The sequence below is a fragment of the Kitasatospora cinereorecta genome, assembly GCF_024172095.1.
Taxonomy (GTDB): domain Bacteria; phylum Actinomycetota; class Actinomycetes; order Streptomycetales; family Streptomycetaceae; genus Kitasatospora; species Kitasatospora cinereorecta.
Genome location: NZ_JAMZDX010000001.1, coordinates 1,087,235 through 1,103,218, shown reverse-complemented (window position 1 = coordinate 1,103,218; position 15,984 = coordinate 1,087,235). Strand labels below are relative to the sequence as shown.

The window sequence follows — 15,984 nt, the reverse complement described above, 5'->3', positions numbered from 1 at the left end:
CTAGGGCTAGGGCTCGGGCTCGGGCTCGGGCTCGGGCTCGGTGCGATGGTGCTGCTCGTCCCGGAACAGCGGGGGTACGGACCGGCGCATGGGACGGAGGTCCGGCCCTGCCGCGACCGGCGGGCCGAGGACGACCGTCCGCTCGGCCTCGGTTTCCGCCGCGGCCACCGACGGGATGACGGCCGTCGGCGCGTCGGCCGCTCCGGACTCCCGCCCCGGGAGCCCGGCACCGGACCGTTCCACCACCGGGACGAGCGACTCCTGCGACGGACGCCGCGACCGGGACACCCGGGGCAGCGGCTCCTCGAACAGCGGTCCGCCGGACGACGGTTCGCCCGGCACCGCGGCCGGAGGCGACTGCGGCCGGGCCGCCGGGACGGGCTCGGCATCGCGGTGCCGCGACCGGACCCTCACCTGCCCCGAACGGCCGGACCCGGTCGGCAGCACCACGCGCGGAGCGGGCTGCTCCACCACGCGGTCCGCCAGCTCGTGCAGCAGGATCCCGTGCCGGTAGGCGAGTTCGCCGATCTCGGTGCGGCCGATGCCGCTCACCGCGAGCCCGGCGCCGCCGTCCCGCCGGACCTGGGCGCCGTGGCCGACGAGCAGATCGGCCAGCCGCGCCATCTGCGGACCGCGGACCGCCACCTCCGGGTGCAGCCGGGTGCGCCGGAACTCAGCGACCGGCTGGTCCGCGAGCATCCGACCGCGATCGAGGGTGACCACCCGGTCCCCGAACGCGGCCGCCTCCTGCGGGCTGCGGGTGGTGACCACGAGCGTTCCACCGGCCACCGCGAAGGAGCGCAGGAAGGAGTGGAACCACTCCTCGTTGCGCGGTGACAGCCCCTCGGTCGGGTCGTCCAGCAGCAGGGCCTTCGGATCGCCGAGCAGGGCGGCGGCCAGCGCCATCCGGCGGTGCATGCCCGGCGAGAAGGACCGCAGCCGGTGGTCGGCGACCGCTGCGAGCCGGGTCTGCTCCAGCAGTTCGTCGGCCCGCCGGGCGGGCACACCGACCGCGCCCGCCAGCATCCGCAGGTGGCTGCGGGCCCGCTGCCCGGGGTGGCCGGCGGTGGGACGGCTGCTCGGGAGCAGCACGCCGAGCTCGCGCTCGGGACGGCGGAGCCGCCGGTACGTGCGGCCGTCGAAGAGCGTGATGCCGAGGCCGCGTTCGAGTTCGACCATCAGCCGCAGCGCGGTGGTCTTGCCCGCGCCCTCGTCCCCGAGCAGCACCGTCACGGCTCCCGGGCGGGCGTCGAATCCCAGGTCCAGCAGTGCCGGCGGACGCCCGCGCCGGTAGACCTTGGTCAGTCCGGTGATCTGGATCATCGCTGCCTGCTCCCATGTCCGGGCGCCGTCCCCGCAGTGCCTGAGCCAGCAGGCTAGGACGCGGGAACGGAGATTCCGGGCATTCCGGATCCCTCGGCAGCGGTGCGCCCGCCCACCTCACCCGATCAGGCGACAGCCCCGGCCGCCGACGGGCCTCGGGCGGGCCCCTGACTGCCCCCGACGGGCCTCGGACGCCCGGAGCGGGCCGCTGCGGTAGAGCGGGCGGCGGGGCTCAGGACTCCGGGCGGAGCATCGGCGGGTTGAGGACGGTCGCCCCGCCCGCCGTGAAGAGCTGGGCCGGGCGGCCACCCTGACGGGTCGTCGTCCCGCCGGAGGGCAGCAGGAAGCCGGGGGTACCGGTCACCTTCCGGTGGAAGTTGCGCGGGTCGAGAACCACGCCCCAGACCGCCTCGTAAACCCGGCGCAGCTCACCGACGGTGAACTCGGGCGGACAGAAGGCGGTCGCCAGCGAGGAGTACTCGATCTTCGAGCGGGCCCGCTCCACGCCGTCGGCCAGGATCTGGCCGTGGTCGAAGGCGAGCGGCACGCCGTCGGACGGCGTCTTGCCGAGCAGTTCCCCGACCGGCGCCCAGCGGGCGCTGCTGGCGTCGCCGCCCGGCCGCGGGGTGGGCAGGTCGGGCGCCAGCACCAGGTACGCGACGCTGACCACACGCATCCGCGGGTCGCGCTGCGGGTGGCCGTACGTCGCGAGCTGTTCGAGGTGCGCACCGGCCGTGGCCTGGCCCGGCGTCGAGTGGGCGCGCAGGCCGGTCTCCTCGGCGAGTTCGCGGGAGGCCGCCTCGGCCAGGCCCTCGTCCGGGCGGACGAATCCGCCGGGCAGGGCCCAGTACCCCTGGAACGGCGCCTCACCGCGCTTCACCAGCAGCGCGCACAGCGCGTGCTCCCGCACCGTCAGCACCACCAGGTCCACGGTGACGGCGAACGGGGGGAAGGCCGACGGGTCATAACGCGACATGGCGACGATCATAGTCGTCTCTCTGACGATAAACACAGACCGTCGACCGGCCCGCCCCCGGGAGCCGGGTCGCCGAGGCCGGCCCGGTCGGCCTCCATGCCCCGCCACCGTGCCCGCCACCGCGCCCGCCTCCGCGCACCCGCTCCCGCTCCCGCGGCGCCTCGCTATCGCGCCCCCAGCTGCAGGGACGCCGCCGCCTCCTCCACCACCGCGACGCCGATGCGACTGACCCGGATCGAGAAGGTCTCGCCCGCCACCCGGAGTCCGGTGAGCTGGAGCTCGCCGAGCGGCGCCGTGCTGGCCGGGCGGACGGTCACCCGGTTCGCGGGCACGTCGGGGCGGACCCCGGCGAGCGCCAGGACGAGGTGGACCGCCGCCGCGGACGCGACCGCCGCCGGACGGCACGCCGCCGGGTGCGGCACCGGCGGACAGTCGGCCACCTTCTGCTCGCCCGCGTACATCTCGGGCAGGCGGCTGTCGAAGTGCGCAGCAGCGTCCAGCAGGCCCTCCAGCAGCGCCCCGGCCTCCCGTTCGAAGCCGGCCTCGGCCAGCCCGGTCACGGCAAGCACCGTCTCGTGCACCCGGACGGCACCGCTGCGGTGGCCGAGCGGGTTGAACCTGGGCGACTTGGCGGTCAGCGTCCGCAGGCCCCAGCCGCAGTCGAGTTCGGGGGTGGCCAGGCGCTGGGCGAGGACGCGGGTCTGCTCACGGTCGAGCAGTCCCTCGTACGCCTCGCCGTCGGCCGCCAGCCCGAGGTCGAAGAGGTGGACCACGGTGGAGGCGAGTGCCGGGAGCGGGCGGCCGTCGGGCAGCAGCGCGGCGGCCGGGCGGCCGCCGGACAGGTCGTCGACCCAGAACCGGTCACGGAATCTCTCCCGCAGCCGGGCGGCCCAGGCGCGCCACTCCGCCGCGCCGGGGCGACCGAAGGCCTCCAGCAGGTCGGCGCCGTGCAGCGCGGCACGGTGGGCCTGCGCCTGCACCTCGCACCGGGCCGGGACCGGTCGTGCCGTCCGTTCCTCGGCCGACCTCCCGAAGTCGACCACGAACCCCTCCGGGCCGTCCGTCCCGTCGGCGAGGGAGGCACGCAGGGCCGCCAGCGCCCGCTCGGCGGCGGGCAGCAGCTCGGCGACCTCGGCGCGGGGCAGACCCCAGCGCCACGCCTCCGCCAACACCGTGACGAACAGCAGGGTCGCCTCGGTGGCGGTGCAGGTGGGCGGCAGCTCGGGGCCGCCGTGGCGCAGCGGGCCGGGGATGAGACCGTCCGACGCCTGCGCGGACTCCGCGGACCCGGCCGCCCCTGTTGCGCCTGTCGCGCCGGAGGTTCCAGCGGCGGCGGTCGCGCCCGGCCCGGCAGCGCCACCGGAGCCCGCCGATCCCGTGGGCGCGCCCGGGGCGCCGGAACCGGCGGTGCCCTGCTGGCGGCGGGCCAGCGCGCGGAGCGTGCCGGCGGCCAGGCGGGTGCCGAGGGGCAGGGTGAACCGGGCCGCCCAGAGCGCGTCGGCGGCGGTCAGACCGAAGCGCCACGGCGCCCCGGAGGCGGTGTACAGGTCGGTGGGACGATCGGAATCGGCGCTCAGCAGGGCGCCGAGAGCGTCCAGCGAGCGGGTGACCAACCGCTCGGCCCGCGAGTCGTCGCAGCGGATCTCAGGTTCGGCCCAGGGCAGCGGTACGCCCGCGCCGCGACCGGTCGGCGGGCGGCCGCTGGACGGGGCGGTCTCCAGCTCGGCCCGCAGCTCGACGGACCAGCGGGCGCCGGGCTGCACCTCCAAGTCCCAGCGCAGCACGCCCGCGCCGGCCAGGACGGCGTGCGGCGAGGGGCGGGCGGAGACCGCCGCGGCCCGCCCGTGGCCGGACCAGCGGAGACCGGAGGACTGCACCTGGCCGGGCAGGTCGGCGAGCCGGCGGCCGGCCGCGACCTCGGTGAGCAGGCCGAGGTCGGTACCGAGTGCGATCTCCAGCGGGAGCCGGGCGGGGCGGGCACCGGTGTTGCGCACCGTTATGGTCTCCGCGCCGTCGGCGTGGCGCAGGCGCTCCACGGTCAGCGCCGGGTCCGGATCGGGATCTCCGGGGATCCGGACGGAGCCGAGGAAGCGGGCGGAGGCAGAGGTGGTCAGCGTGCCCTGGAGCGGCATCGGTTCGATCCCGCCGAGGCGGACCTCCATCCTGGCCACGGTCCGGACGCCGGCCCGGAAGAAGCCGTGCAGTCCCTGCCCGCGGAGCTGACCGTCGGGGGCGGAGAGCGCCATGCCGGGAGCGTTCACGCACATCACAGCGTCGTGCGAGACGGCCGGCTGCGGACGTGGAGGCGCGCCGACGGGCGGCCTCGGCCCGCCGACCGCGGCTCCGCCGAGCGCCGGACCACCGGCTGACGGCCCGCCAGGGGACGGACTGCCGAGGGACGCACTACCGGTGGACGGACTGCCGATCGGCGGACCAGCGACGGACGGACCGCCGGCAAGCGACGCACCGGCCAACGAACCGCCGGCAAACGGCGCACCGGCGAAGGGCGCACCTGCAAACTGCGTACCGGCCGGCGGGCCCCCGGCGGCACCGGGCGCGCCCGTCGGACGCGGGAGGTCGGCCGCACCCACGGGCGGTGCGACGGGGCGGGGCGGGACGGCGGGGCCCGGGGGGCCCGGCGGGGTCGGAGGCGGCGCCGCGGTGGGGTACACCGAATCTGGTGCGGCCTGTGGTGGCCTTGACGCGGTCACCGGGTACTCCTCCCCTTGATCGGCCGACGGCTGCTGCGTCCTCGGTCGGCCGCCAGTGTGCTCGATCGCGATCTGTGCTGCTCCTCCGCCGGACCGTGCGGGTCCGACGTGGACTGGCCCGGCCGGCTCCCCGCGCTGCGGGGTGCGGTACCGCCCGCGCGGGCGTGCCGCCCGTTCCGGGGCACCGGCCGTACGGCGCTGCGCTGCGCCGGCCCGGCCGTCGACCCGCCGCCGGGACCGCCCGTGGAGGGCGGTGTCCCGCAGGTTGAACGCGGCGCACCTGTGCCAGGTCACGGCCGCCCGCCGGGTCTCGGAACCGGTGTGGTGTCCGGCCGGGCCCGGCTCGGCGGTGCTGTGCGAGCACCGCCGGTGCGGGGTGGGTCGTGTCGCCGCCCCCGGGGTGCCGTGTGTGGCGGCCGCCCCGCAGCGGCTCCTGTCCGCCGTCAGGATACGGTGCGGGGGCATCGGCGCCCGCACCGGAGACCCCGGCGGGACCCGTCCCGACACGCCTGTGACCAGCCCGCACCAAGGAGTCGCATGTCCACCGTCAGCCGCCTGCCCGGAATCGTGACCACCGACCACGTCTTCCGGGTCCCGCTCGACCACCGGGCTCCGGACGGCGAACTGATCGAGGTCTACGCGCGTGAGGTGGTGGCCGCCGGCCGTGAGGGCGACGACCTCCCGTGGCTGCTCTATCTCCAGGGCGGCCCCGGCGGGAAGGCCAACCGGCCGCTCGGGCGGGACGGCTGGCTGACCCGCGCGCTGGACGACTACCGGGTGTTGCTGCTCGACCAGCGCGGCACCGGCCGCTCCACCCCGGCCACCCGCCAGACGCTGGGCCGCCGCGGCGGCCCGCAGGAGCAGGCCGACTACCTGGCCGGCTTCCGCGCGGACTCGATCGTCCGGGACGCCGAGCTGATCCGCCGTCACCTGCTGGGCGAGGGCGGCCGGTGGAGCCTGCTCGGGCAGAGCTTCGGCGGCTTCTGCACGCTGACGTACCTGTCGCTGGCGCCCGAGGGCCTGCGCGAGGCGTTCGTCACCGGCGGCCTGGCGGGCCTTCGCCGGTCGGCGGACGAGGTGTACCGGGCGGCCTATCCGCGGGTCGCCCGCAAGAACGCCGCGCACTACGCGCGCTACCCGCAGGATGTGGCCGTCGTGCGGGGGATCGCCGCGCACCTGGCCGAGCGCCCGGCCGCGTTGCCGGACGGCGGTGTGCTGACCGTGCAGGCCTTCCAGGCGCTCGGGCTGATGCTGGGCAGCGGCACCGGTTCGCACAGCCTGCACCACCTCCTGGAGGAGGCGTGGGTGGAGGGCGCCGGGGGCCCCGAGTTGTCGGACACCTTCCTCGCCGGCGCCAAGGCCCAGCTCTCCTTCGCCCAGGAACCGCTGTACGCCGTGCTGCACGAGTCCATCTACGGCCAGCGTTCTGTGGACGCGGGCGGCACGGAGTGGTCGGCGGAGCGCGTCCGCAAGGAGTTCCCGGAGTTCGACGCGGAGCAGGCGCTGCGCGCGGACCGGCCGGTGCTGCTGACCGGCGAGATGATCTACCCCTGGATGTTCGAGACCGACCCCGCGCTGCGCCCGCTGCGCGAGACCGCGCAGTTGCTCGCGGAGCGCACGGACTGGGCCGACCTGTACGACCCGGAGCGGCTCGAGGCCAACACCGTCCCGGTGTTCGCGGCGGTCTACCACGACGACATGTACGTCGACACCGCCCACTCGCTGGAGACCGCGGACGCGGTCGGCAACGTGCGCGCGTGGGTGACCAACGAGTGGGAGCACGACGGTCTGCGGGTGAGCGGCGGCACCGTGCTCGACCGCCTGATGCGGATGGCGCGCGGCGAGGTCTAGCCGCGCGCGGGGGAGAGCGGGCGGATCGGCCGCCCTCCCCCGGTCGCAGGTCCCGACAGCCATCTCAAGCTCCCGCCGTGTACCTGCGTGCGTGGCGCCCGCGCGGGAGCCGTACGGCGGAGTGATCGGCCACCAGCCGGCCGCGGAGCCTGATCCTGCGCCGCACCAGCCGCTGACCCCCACCCGCCGCGGCTTCGCCCACCGGCGGTACCGCGCCGCCGCCGTCTCCCGGCGGCGGAGCGTCGGAGGCCGGGCCGTCGCCGGTTCCATGCACGGTCGGAGCACCGGGCCGGCGGGAGTCAATGCCCCCGGGCTCGTCCGCCGCCGTCACCTCTTCCGCCGCCGGCGCCGGCGCGGCGGGACCGCTGTCCGGCGTCCCCGCGCGGGGCGGCCCGCCCGGCTCCACCGGGACCGGATCGCCGCCGCCCTCCCCCGGCCCCGTCGGATCGGTGATCGGCTCCGGGTCGCACGCCTCCGTCGCCGGCCGCGCGCCCCCGCGGGGCGTGCGGGCGGACCGCTCCCGGCGCACCGCCTCCAGCAGCTTGTCCGGCGCCAGCCCGGCGTTGAGGGACTCGTACAGCAGTTGGGCCAGCGTGTACCCGGGGTCGAGGTCGAGGGCGCGCGAGAGCACGATCCGGGCGGTCGCCGAGTCGCCGCCCAGCCAGGACGTCCAGGCGAGCAGGGTCAGCGGCGGGGTCGCCAGGTAGTCGAACGGCGAGACGCAGCGCTGGATCAGGAAGCGCCACAGCCGCTGGGCCGCGATCAGCTCGTGCGGCTCGGCGTACTCGGCGCCCCGGTCGCGGCCGAGCTTGTCCTGCAGCCCGACCAGGAGCCGCGCGGTCCGGGTGGCATCGAGTTCACAGGCGCCGGACCGGAACTCGGTCATCGCCTCGGCGAGCAGCTCACCGGTTCGCTCGACCGTGCGCTGCCGGCCGTCGGGACCGGCCAGTTCGCGGATGAACGGCGGTCCGGCGTCCTCCACCGCCCGGCGCTGGATCTCCGACAGGGGCGGGCCGACCGGCGACAGACCGGCCATGATCGCCTTCCGGCTGCCCCTGGGCGCGAGCCCGGCGAAGGTCGCCGCCGCGGCCAGCGGACTGGGGTGGTGGGCCGGTCGGATCGGGGTGCCGTCCGGGTCGCAGCAACTCGGACCGGTGCAGAGGAAGGAGCGCCAGCGCCCGTCCGAGACGCACAGCGACTCCTTCACCGAGACGCCGTGGGTCTCGAAGGCCCCGGCGAGCGCTTGGGCGAGCGGCCTCAACCGCTCGAGGATCGCCCGGCCCGCCCACCCGCCGACAACCGGCTCGGCGGGATCGCCGGGTCCGCCCCCTCCCCCGCTCCCACCCCCACGGCACGGCTCGGGATCCCGGCAGAGGTAGATCAGCACCTGGTCCGGGCGTCGGTCCCGCTGCTCCGACAGCTCGACCAGCAGTCGCGCCGTCTCGGCGGCCACCCGCGGCCAGTGCTCGGGGTCGTCGGGGATGTCGATGCGGATCACGCCGCCCTGCTCCAGGGCGGCCCCCTGCAGTCCGACGGCGACGATGGAGTCGTCCGGGAAGAAGCCGAGCAGGTACGGGAGCATCTCGGCCATGTCGGCCGGACCGCGCATGCGGACCGGGATCTGGCCGGGAATCGGAGTGGGAATCGGGCCGGGAATCGGAGCGGGCACGGTGGTGCGGTCGTCGTTCATGGCGGGAAGCGTGCCCGGTCGGCCGGCACCTCGGGCCGATCACCCGAATGGCTGTGGACGACACGCAGGTGTCAGCATCCGGCCCCGCCCGCCGCGCCCGGCTCCACCGCCCCCCGGGCGGCCACCACCCGAGGGGCTGACGGTCGTTCAGCCGACAATCGGCCGATCATCCGAATGTCGCCATTCGTGCTTTGTCGGTGCCGCACGGTATCCATGAGCCATGGACCCCATGGCCGAGAGCACGCCCCACCTCACCAACGCCCCCGACCGGGCCGCGGTCCGCGCCCGCGCCGAGGCGGTGCTGCGCGAGCTGGCCGGCCCCTCGGCCGTGCTCCGCGACGACCAGTGGCTGGCGATCGAGGCGCTCGTGGTGGACGGCCGCCGGGCACTGGTGGTGCAGCGCACCGGATGGGGCAAGTCCGCGGTCTACTTCATCGCCACCGCCCTGCTGCGCTCGCGCGGCTCCGGTCCGACGGTGATCGTCTCCCCGCTGCTCGCGCTGATGCGCAACCAGGTCGAGTCGGCCGCCAAGGCCGGCATCCACGCCCGCACGATCAACTCGGCCAACCCGGAGGAGTGGGACGGCATCGAGGCCGAGGTGGCCACCGGGCAGGTCGACATCCTGCTGGTCAGCCCGGAGCGGCTGAACAACCCCGACTTCCGCGACCAGGTGCTGCCCAAGCTCGCCGCCTCGACCGGCCTGCTCGTGGTGGACGAGGCGCACTGCATCTCCGACTGGGGCCACGACTTCCGGCCGGACTACCGCCGGCTGCGGACCATGCTCGGCGAGCTGTCCCCGGGCGTCCCGGTGCTGGCCACCACCGCCACGGCCAACGCGCGCGTCACCGCCGACGTGGCCGAGCAGCTCGGCACCGGCACCGACGGGCAGGCGCTGGTGCTGCGCGGCCCGCTCGACCGGGAGAGCCTCAGCCTCGGGGTGCTGTCGCTGCCCGACCCGGCGCACCGGCTCGCCTGGCTCGCGGACCACCTGGCCGAGCTGCCCGGCTCGGGGATCGTCTACACGCTCACGGTGGCCGCCGCCGACGAGGTGGCCGACTTCCTGCGCGAGCGCGGCTACCCGGTCGCCTCCTACTCGGGGCGGACGGAGGACGCCGAGCGCCGCAGCGCCGAGGCCGATCTGCTGGCCAACCGGGTCAAGGCGCTGGTCGCCACATCCGCGCTGGGCATGGGCTTCGACAAGCCCGACCTCGGCTTCGTGGTGCACCTCGGCTCGCCGAGTTCGCCGATCGCCTACTACCAGCAGGTCGGCCGGGCCGGGCGCGGCGTGGACCGGGCCGAGGTGCTGCTGCTCCCCGGCCGCGAGGACGAGGCGATCTGGCGCTACTTCGCCTCGCTGGGCTTCCCGGCCGAGGAGCAGGTCCGGCGGACCATCGACGCCCTCGCGGAGGCCGGGCGCCCGCTGTCGACCGCGGCCCTGGAGGCCCGGGTGGACCTCCGCCGCGCCCGGCTGGAGACCATGCTCAAGGTGCTGGACGTGGACGGCGCGGTCCGCCGGGTCCGCGGCGGCTGGGAGGCGACCGGCCGGCCCTGGACGTACGACGCGGCGCGCTACGCCAAGGTCGCCGAGTCCCGCGAGGCCGAGCAGCGGGCGATGCGGGAGTACGCCGCCACCTCCGGCTGCCGGATGGAGTTCCTCCGCCGCCAGCTGGACGACCCCCAGGCGGTGCCCTGCGGCCGGTGCGACTCCTGCGCCGGGCCGAAGCACTCCGCCGAGGTCACCCCCGCCGCGCTGGAGGCCGCGCGGGCGGCGCTCGGGCGGCCCGGCGTCTCCTCCGAGCCGCGCCGGATGTGGCCGACCGGGATGGAGGCGCTCGGGGTCCCGCTCAAGGGGCGGATCCCGGCGGGCGAGCAGGCCGAGACCGGCCGCGCGCTCGGCCGGCTCTCGGACATCGGCTGGGGCACCCGGCTGCGGGCGCTGTTCGGCGAGCAGGCCGCGGACGGCCCGGTGCCGCGCGACATGCTGGACGCGCTGGTCGGCGTCCTGGCCGACTGGGCCCGCGGGCCCGGCGGCTGGGCCGGCCCGGAGGGTCCGGACGGCGGCCGGCTCGACCGGCCGGTCGGTGTGGTCACGCTGGATTCGTCCACCCGGCCCGCGCTGGTCGGGAGCCTCGGCGAGCAGCTGGCCGCCATCGGCCGGCTGCCGCTGCTCGGCCGGGTCGAGTACGCGACCGGACGGCCGCCGCACGGCCCGCGGAGCAACAGCGCGCAGCGGCTGCACTCGCTGTCGGGGACCCTGGCGATCCCACCGGGCCTGCGGGAGACGCTGGCCGCCGCCCCGGGGCCGGTGCTGCTGGTCGACGACCTGGTGGACTCGGGCTGGACCGTCACGGTCGCCGCACGGCTGCTCCGGCAGGCGGGTGCGACCGCGGTGCTCCCGCTCGTCCTGGCGGTCCAGGCCTGACCCGAGCGACCGCGGCCCCGCACGTCCACCTGGGGTCCACCACGCGTCCACCGGAGTCAACCGCGGAGCAGACCGCCGGAGTCAGCCGAATGGCGGCATCGGGCGTACGGAATATATCCGGCAGAAGCGCGGCTTTCAGGCAGGATTTGTCATTTCATCATTGCTGCCTGCCCCGCGATGGCCCGAGAATTGGACCGTATCCAGCGCCCGGTCCGTCGGACCCGGCCTTCGGCGTACGTCCGTGCTGCTCACTGGCACGGACCCAGGAAGGAGGATCGTGATCAACGGTATCGACCGAGGTCCTTCCGCTTCCGAGAACGGCCGAGTCATCGATCCGGAGAGATGGACGGAGCTGGACGTTCCACTCCTGCGGACCCCGCGGGAGTTCGTCACCGAGCTGCACCAGCGGCACCTGCCCGCACCGGGCACCACCGTGGTGGCGGTGCTGGACCCGGACCAGCACGTGGTGGCCTCGGCGTCCTTCGCCACCCGCCCGCACGTCACGGACGGCTGGCACCACCGCAACGCCCTCCTCCTCCACCTGCGCCGGATCATTCCGCACGACCTGCGGCTGACCCAGCCGGCGCGGACCGCGGTCCTGCTGCGCTGCCGTGAGGGCGTACCGGAGTGGACGGACCAGGACGGTGCCTGGATGTGGGCGCTGCGCGCCGCGTCGGAGCTGCACGGGCTGCGCTGCGGGTCGTACCTGACCCTGACGCCGGCCGGCTGGCACTCGATCGGTGACGGACGGCGCGGGCGCAACCCGCACTCGGGGTCGTGGGCGCTGGGCCCGGTCCACACCGTCACCGAGCTGCCGCCGCGGGTGAACCGCGAGGCCTCGCGCGAGTACGTGTGGCCACCGGTCCCGGTCGCACCAGTGACGCCGATCGAAGTGATCCGGCGCGCTGCCGCGCGCTGACCCCGCGGAGCGCCGACCCCACCGCGCGCTGACCCCACTTGCCACGCTGCATGCCGGGCCCGCCGACCGTTTCCGTTCGCGGCGCCGCGAACGGAAACGGTGGGTGGGGAACGAACGAAACGGGCGGACGGGTCGCGTCGTCGTCGACGCGACCCCTGCCCGTCAGGCGAAGAGCGGTGCGACCAGGTCCTGCTCGCCGCAGACCACCAGCAGGGCGCCGGCGTGGCCGAGCGCCTTCTTGGCCGCCTGCTCGACCCGACCGGCGGTGCCCTCGTTGACCACGAGCACCACGACGTCCCGGCGCAGCGGCCGGGACACGTCGGCATCGGCGTAGAACACGTCGCCGCCGTCGGCGAGCTGGGCCCAGTAGGACTCCTCGCCGAAGCTCAGCTCGTGCTGCTGCCAGGGGTGCGCCTCACCGACGGTGAGGACCAGCACGTCGCCGGGGCGACGGCCGGACTCCAGCAGCGCGTCCACCGCCTCGTCGGCGCGCTCGACCGCGTCGGCGACGCCGGCCGGAAGCAGCTGCACCGTCGGTGCGGTCGGGCGGGGACCAGGGCTGGGACGCGGTCCGGGGGTGGGCCGGGGACCGGGTACAGGACGGGCCGCGCGCGGGGGTACCGGCCGCGGCGGGGCAGGGCGAGGGCCCGGCACCGGAGCGGCGGTGGTCACGGCGGGGGAGGTGGCCCGGCCGACGGCGGCGGGCATACGGGGGGCAGATGCGTCCGACTTGTGGGGAAAGGGAACGCCGGGGCCCGGGATACTCTCGTGAATCTCCGGCTCCTCGGGGAAGACAGGCATACCCGGATGTCTATCAAATGCCGGTCGGATGCGCACGGGCGCCCCACCGGTTGGCAGGTTCGCGCCGCGTGCGGCGCGCCCCGCGCGGTGCGCCGACCGGCCCCCGACGGGGAGTCAGAAGCCGAGTGAGAGCTGCTCGCCCTGCGGTTCCTCGGTGCTGCGGTACCGCTTGAGGTGGCTCCACCGCTGCAGGTTGTCCATGTAGGCCCAGGACAGCCGGTGGTGCTCGGTGGGACCGAACTCCTCCAGCGCGGCGCGGTGCACCGGCGAGGGGTAGCCGGCGTTCTCCTCGAAGGCGTACGCGGGGTGGTCGGCCCCCAACTCGGCCATCAGGCCGTCCCGCTGGACCTTGGCCAGGACCGAGGCGGCCGAGACGCAGACGCACGACTGGTCACCCTTGATCACCGTGCGCACCCGCCACGGCCCGCCGAGGTAGTCGTGCTTGCCGTCCAGGATGACGGCGTCCGGCCGGACCGGGAGCGCCTCCAGCGCACGGGTCGCGGCCAGCCGCAGCGCGGCGGTCATGCCGAGTTCGTCACACTCCTCGGACGACGCCTGCCCGATCGCGTACGCGGTGACCCAGTCGGCCAGCACGGGGGCGAGGGCGGCCCTGCGGCGCTCGGTGAGCAGCTTGGAGTCGGTCAGGCCCTCCGGCGGCTTGCGGAGTCCGGTGACGGCGGCGCCGACGGTGACCGGTCCGGCCCAGGCGCCGCGGCCGACCTCGTCCAGGCCGACGACGACGCTCGCGCCGGCCCGGCGCAGCGAGCGCTCCACCGCGTGGGTCGGGGGGTCGTAGGGCATGGGTATCGACTTCCGTCCGGTCGGGCGCTGGCACCGCCCAGCCTACGCCGCCGCGCCCCTGCCCCCGACCGACCCCGAACGCCACTCCGGCCGGCCCCGCTCAGGGCCGGATCATCGGCACCAGCACCTCGTCGACCAGTCGCTCGCAGAAGGCCCGGTCGATCGGGTCCTCGCAGATCTTGGCCCGGAAGAGCATCATCGCGGGCACGACGTCCGCGACCATCGGGTCGGCCGCACCGGGCCGGACGTCACCGCGCTGCTCGCCGCGCCGGAGGATGCCGACCAGCGTCGCGGCGGTCGGGGCGAGCACCCGCTGCCCCAGGAACTCCTTGAACTCCCGGGCCTGTTCGTGGTCGAGTTCGGCCATCAGGACCCGCACCGCAGCGCCGGCTGGCGAGTGCATCACCTCGGCGGTCAGCCCGATGACGTGCAGCAACTCACTGCGCACGGACCCGAGGTCGGGGATGTCCGTAGGGAGTGGCAGGGTGGCCGCGAGGGCGTCCTTGACCAGATCGGCCTTGGAGGCCCACCGCCGGTAGAGCGCGGCCTTCCCGGTCTGTGCCGCGCCGGCGACCCCCTCCATCGTCATCCGCGCGAACCCGCCGGAGGTGAGCAGGTCGAGGGCCGCCTCGAAGATCGCGGCCTCCAGCGCCTTCCCGCGCTTGCGCTGCACCGCGGGAGCGGCACCCTCCGGAGCGGCTCCCCCACCCCCCGCCGCCGACGTCGACACACCCTGTCGCCGGACCAACTGATCCATCGTCACCCACCCTAGAGAACGCTTGCGTTCACAATCACCCCCGTCTATCGTTCCCATCATAGTGAACGGATCCGTTCACAAAAAGCACGTGTACCGAGCACCGCCGAGCACCAGAACCGAACAGCACGTAGCCAGCAGGGGGAACCGACACAGTGGCTGTCTCCGACACGCTCAGCAAGTCCGCTCCAGCACGGGCCGGCCGCGGCCGACGCAAGGGCATCACCCTCACGGTGATCGCGGCCACCCAGCTCATGGTCGTCCTCGACGCGACCATCGTGAACATCGCGCTCCCGCACATCCAGGACGCGCTGAAGTTCTCCACGACCAACCTGTCCTGGGTGATCAACGCCTACACCCTCACCTTCGGCGGCCTGCTGCTCCTGGGCGGCCGGGCCGGCGACATCCTCGGCAGGCGACGGGTGTTCATCACCGGCGTGCTGCTGTTCGGCCTCGCCTCCCTGCTCGGGGGCTTCGCGCAGGACGGCACCATGCTGCTCGCCTCGCGCGCCCTCCAGGGCATCGGCGGCGCGATCTGCTCGCCCACCGCCTTCGCCCTGATCGCCACCAACTTCGAGGAAGGGCCGGAACGCAACCGCGCCTTCGGCGTCTTCTCCGCGGTGGCGGGATCCGGAGCCGCGATCGGCCTGCTGGCCGGCGGCGTGCTCACCGAGTACCTGAACTGGCGCTGGGTCTTCTTCGTCAACGTCCCGATCGCCGTGCTGATCGCGGTCCTCGCGCCGATGTACATCAACGAGTCGGAGCGCCAGGAGGGCACCTTCGACCTGCCGGGCGCCCTGACCTCCACGCTCGGCCTGGTCACCCTGGTGTACGGCTTCATCCACGCCGCCTCGGACGGCTGGAGCTCCACCCCGACGCTGGCGTCCTTCGCGGTCGGCGCCGCGCTGCTCGCGGCCTTCGTGGTCATCGAGCGGCGCACCGCCCGGCCGATCACCCCGCTGCACCTGTTCCGCGACCGGAACCGGACCGGCGGCCTGGTGATGATGCTCTGCCTGGCCGCCGCGATGTTCGGGATCTTCTTCTACGTCACGCTCTTCGTCCAGCGCGTGCTGGGCTACTCGCCGCTCAAGGCGGGCGTGGCGTTCCTCCCGATCAGCGTCGCGATCGTCATCGCCGCCCAGATCGCCTCCAACCTGCAGGCCAGGTTCGGCCCCAGGCCCTTCGTGGTCGGCGGAGCGGTCCTGGTCACGGGCGGCCTCGCCTGGCTCACCCAGACCACGGCGGACAGCAGCTACGCCCTCGGCGTCCTCGGCCCGACGGTGACGTTCGGCTTCGGGATGGGCCTGATCTTCGTTCCGGTGATGCTGATCGCGGTGTCCGGCGTGGCCGACCGGGAGACCGGTGCCGCCTCCGGCCTGCTCAACTCCGTCCAGCAGATCGGCGGCTCGCTCGGCCTGTCGATCCTCACCACGGTGTTCGCCAACGCCTCGGCCGACGAGTTCGGTCGGCAGCAGGCCGACTACCTGGCCAACGCCCCGGTCGAGGCGAAGGCCTTCCTCCAGCAGAACCACCAGCTGATGCCGGGCACCCGGTGGGCCAGTGAGGTGCTGGCGTACGGCATCTCGCACGCCTTCGTGGTCGGCGTGGTGTTCGCCGCCGTGGCCCTGCTGGCGGCTGTCTTCCTGATCCGGGCGAAGGCCTCCGACCTGCCCACCGAGGGAGCGGCCGGCATGGCCCTGTGACGCCTCCGACCGCCGGATGGCGGGCGTGCCCCC

The 15,984-nt window shown here is 75.0% G+C and carries 11 protein-coding genes; 4 read left to right on the top strand and 7 right to left on the bottom strand.

Annotation, left to right across the window (positions count from 1 at the left end):
- Positions 1-6: 6 nt before the first annotated feature.
- From FHR36_RS04925 to FHR36_RS04915, 3 genes are all read right to left on the bottom strand, one after another.
- Positions 7-1,323 carry an ATP-binding cassette domain-containing protein gene (locus FHR36_RS04925; protein WP_253794039.1) on the bottom strand — a complete coding sequence of 439 codons (1,317 nt, stop codon included), beginning with the start codon at positions 1,321-1,323 and terminating at the stop codon, positions 7-9.
- Between the two features lie 232 nt (positions 1,324-1,555).
- Entirely contained in the window at positions 1,556-2,299 is a 744-nt protein-coding gene (locus FHR36_RS04920) for an NUDIX hydrolase (protein WP_253794037.1), read from the bottom strand.
- A gap of 164 nt (positions 2,300-2,463) precedes the next feature.
- Positions 2,464-4,545 (bottom strand): glycogen debranching N-terminal domain-containing protein, encoded by a 2,082-nt coding sequence (locus FHR36_RS04915; RefSeq protein WP_253794035.1) that lies wholly within the window; start codon positions 4,543-4,545, stop codon positions 2,464-2,466.
- 1,002 nt (positions 4,546-5,547) lie between these two features.
- Between FHR36_RS04915 and FHR36_RS04910 the strand changes: the two genes are divergently transcribed.
- The gene (locus tag FHR36_RS04910; RefSeq protein ID WP_253794033.1) at positions 5,548-6,861 is read left to right on the top strand and encodes an alpha/beta fold hydrolase; all 1,314 of its coding nucleotides are present in this window, start codon (positions 5,548-5,550) and stop codon (positions 6,859-6,861) included.
- Between the two features lie 64 nt (positions 6,862-6,925).
- On the opposite strand, the gene FHR36_RS04905 is transcribed toward FHR36_RS04910, so the two are convergent.
- Complete coding sequence (locus tag FHR36_RS04905; protein ID WP_253794031.1) at positions 6,926-8,551, bottom strand: DUF4192 domain-containing protein; 1,626 nt, start codon at positions 8,549-8,551, stop codon at positions 6,926-6,928.
- A 229-nt stretch (positions 8,552-8,780) separates the two neighbouring features.
- Between FHR36_RS04905 and FHR36_RS04900 the strand changes: the two genes are divergently transcribed.
- Together FHR36_RS04900 and FHR36_RS04895 are read left to right on the top strand one after the other, a co-directional pair.
- Positions 8,781-10,973: a DEAD/DEAH box helicase gene (locus FHR36_RS04900; protein WP_407660801.1), complete on the top strand. Its 2,193-nt coding sequence runs from the start codon at positions 8,781-8,783 to the stop codon at positions 10,971-10,973.
- Positions 10,974-11,250: 277 nt separating this feature from the next.
- A complete protein-coding gene (locus tag FHR36_RS04895) occupies positions 11,251-11,892 on the top strand; it encodes a hypothetical protein (protein ID WP_253794027.1) in 642 nt (213 codons plus the stop codon).
- A 162-nt stretch (positions 11,893-12,054) separates the two neighbouring features.
- On the opposite strand, the gene FHR36_RS39825 is transcribed toward FHR36_RS04895, so the two are convergent.
- The 3 genes from FHR36_RS39825 to FHR36_RS04880 form a co-directional block, all read right to left on the bottom strand.
- Complete coding sequence (locus tag FHR36_RS39825; RefSeq protein ID WP_308199167.1) at positions 12,055-12,423, bottom strand: hypothetical protein; 369 nt, start codon at positions 12,421-12,423, stop codon at positions 12,055-12,057.
- Between the two features lie 384 nt (positions 12,424-12,807).
- Positions 12,808-13,494, bottom strand: coding sequence for a ribonuclease HII (locus tag FHR36_RS04885; protein WP_253794023.1), 687 nt, complete (start codon positions 13,492-13,494; stop codon positions 12,808-12,810).
- A 100-nt stretch (positions 13,495-13,594) separates the two neighbouring features.
- Positions 13,595-14,167, bottom strand: a complete 573-nt coding sequence (locus FHR36_RS04880; protein WP_253794021.1) for a TetR/AcrR family transcriptional regulator — start codon at positions 14,165-14,167, stop codon at positions 13,595-13,597.
- Positions 14,168-14,403: 236 nt separating this feature from the next.
- On the opposite strand from FHR36_RS04880, the gene FHR36_RS04875 reads away from it, so the two are divergent.
- Positions 14,404-15,951, top strand: coding sequence for an MFS transporter (locus FHR36_RS04875; protein ID WP_407660783.1), 1,548 nt, complete (start codon positions 14,404-14,406; stop codon positions 15,949-15,951).
- Positions 15,952-15,984 lie beyond the last annotated feature (33 nt).

Bases quoted from the DNA above. Each gene is read 5' to 3' on its own strand.
- FHR36_RS04925 (WP_253794039.1), bottom strand. From the start codon at position 1,323: ATGATCCAGATCACCGGACTGACCAAGGTCTACCGGCGCGGGCGTCCG.
- FHR36_RS04885 (WP_253794023.1), bottom strand. From the start codon at position 13,494: ATGCCCTACGACCCCCCGACCCACGCGGTGGAGCGCTCGCTGCGCCGG.
- FHR36_RS04900 (WP_407660801.1), top strand. From the start codon at position 8,781: ATGGCCGAGAGCACGCCCCACCTCACCAACGCCCCCGACCGGGCCGCG.
- FHR36_RS04915 (WP_253794035.1), bottom strand. From the start codon at position 4,545: ATGGCGCTCTCCGCCCCCGACGGTCAGCTCCGCGGGCAGGGACTGCAC.
- FHR36_RS04910 (WP_253794033.1), top strand. From the start codon at position 5,548: ATGTCCACCGTCAGCCGCCTGCCCGGAATCGTGACCACCGACCACGTC.
- FHR36_RS04905 (WP_253794031.1), bottom strand. From the start codon at position 8,551: ATGAACGACGACCGCACCACCGTGCCCGCTCCGATTCCCGGCCCGATT.
- FHR36_RS04920 (WP_253794037.1), bottom strand. From the start codon at position 2,299: ATGTCGCGTTATGACCCGTCGGCCTTCCCCCCGTTCGCCGTCACCGTG.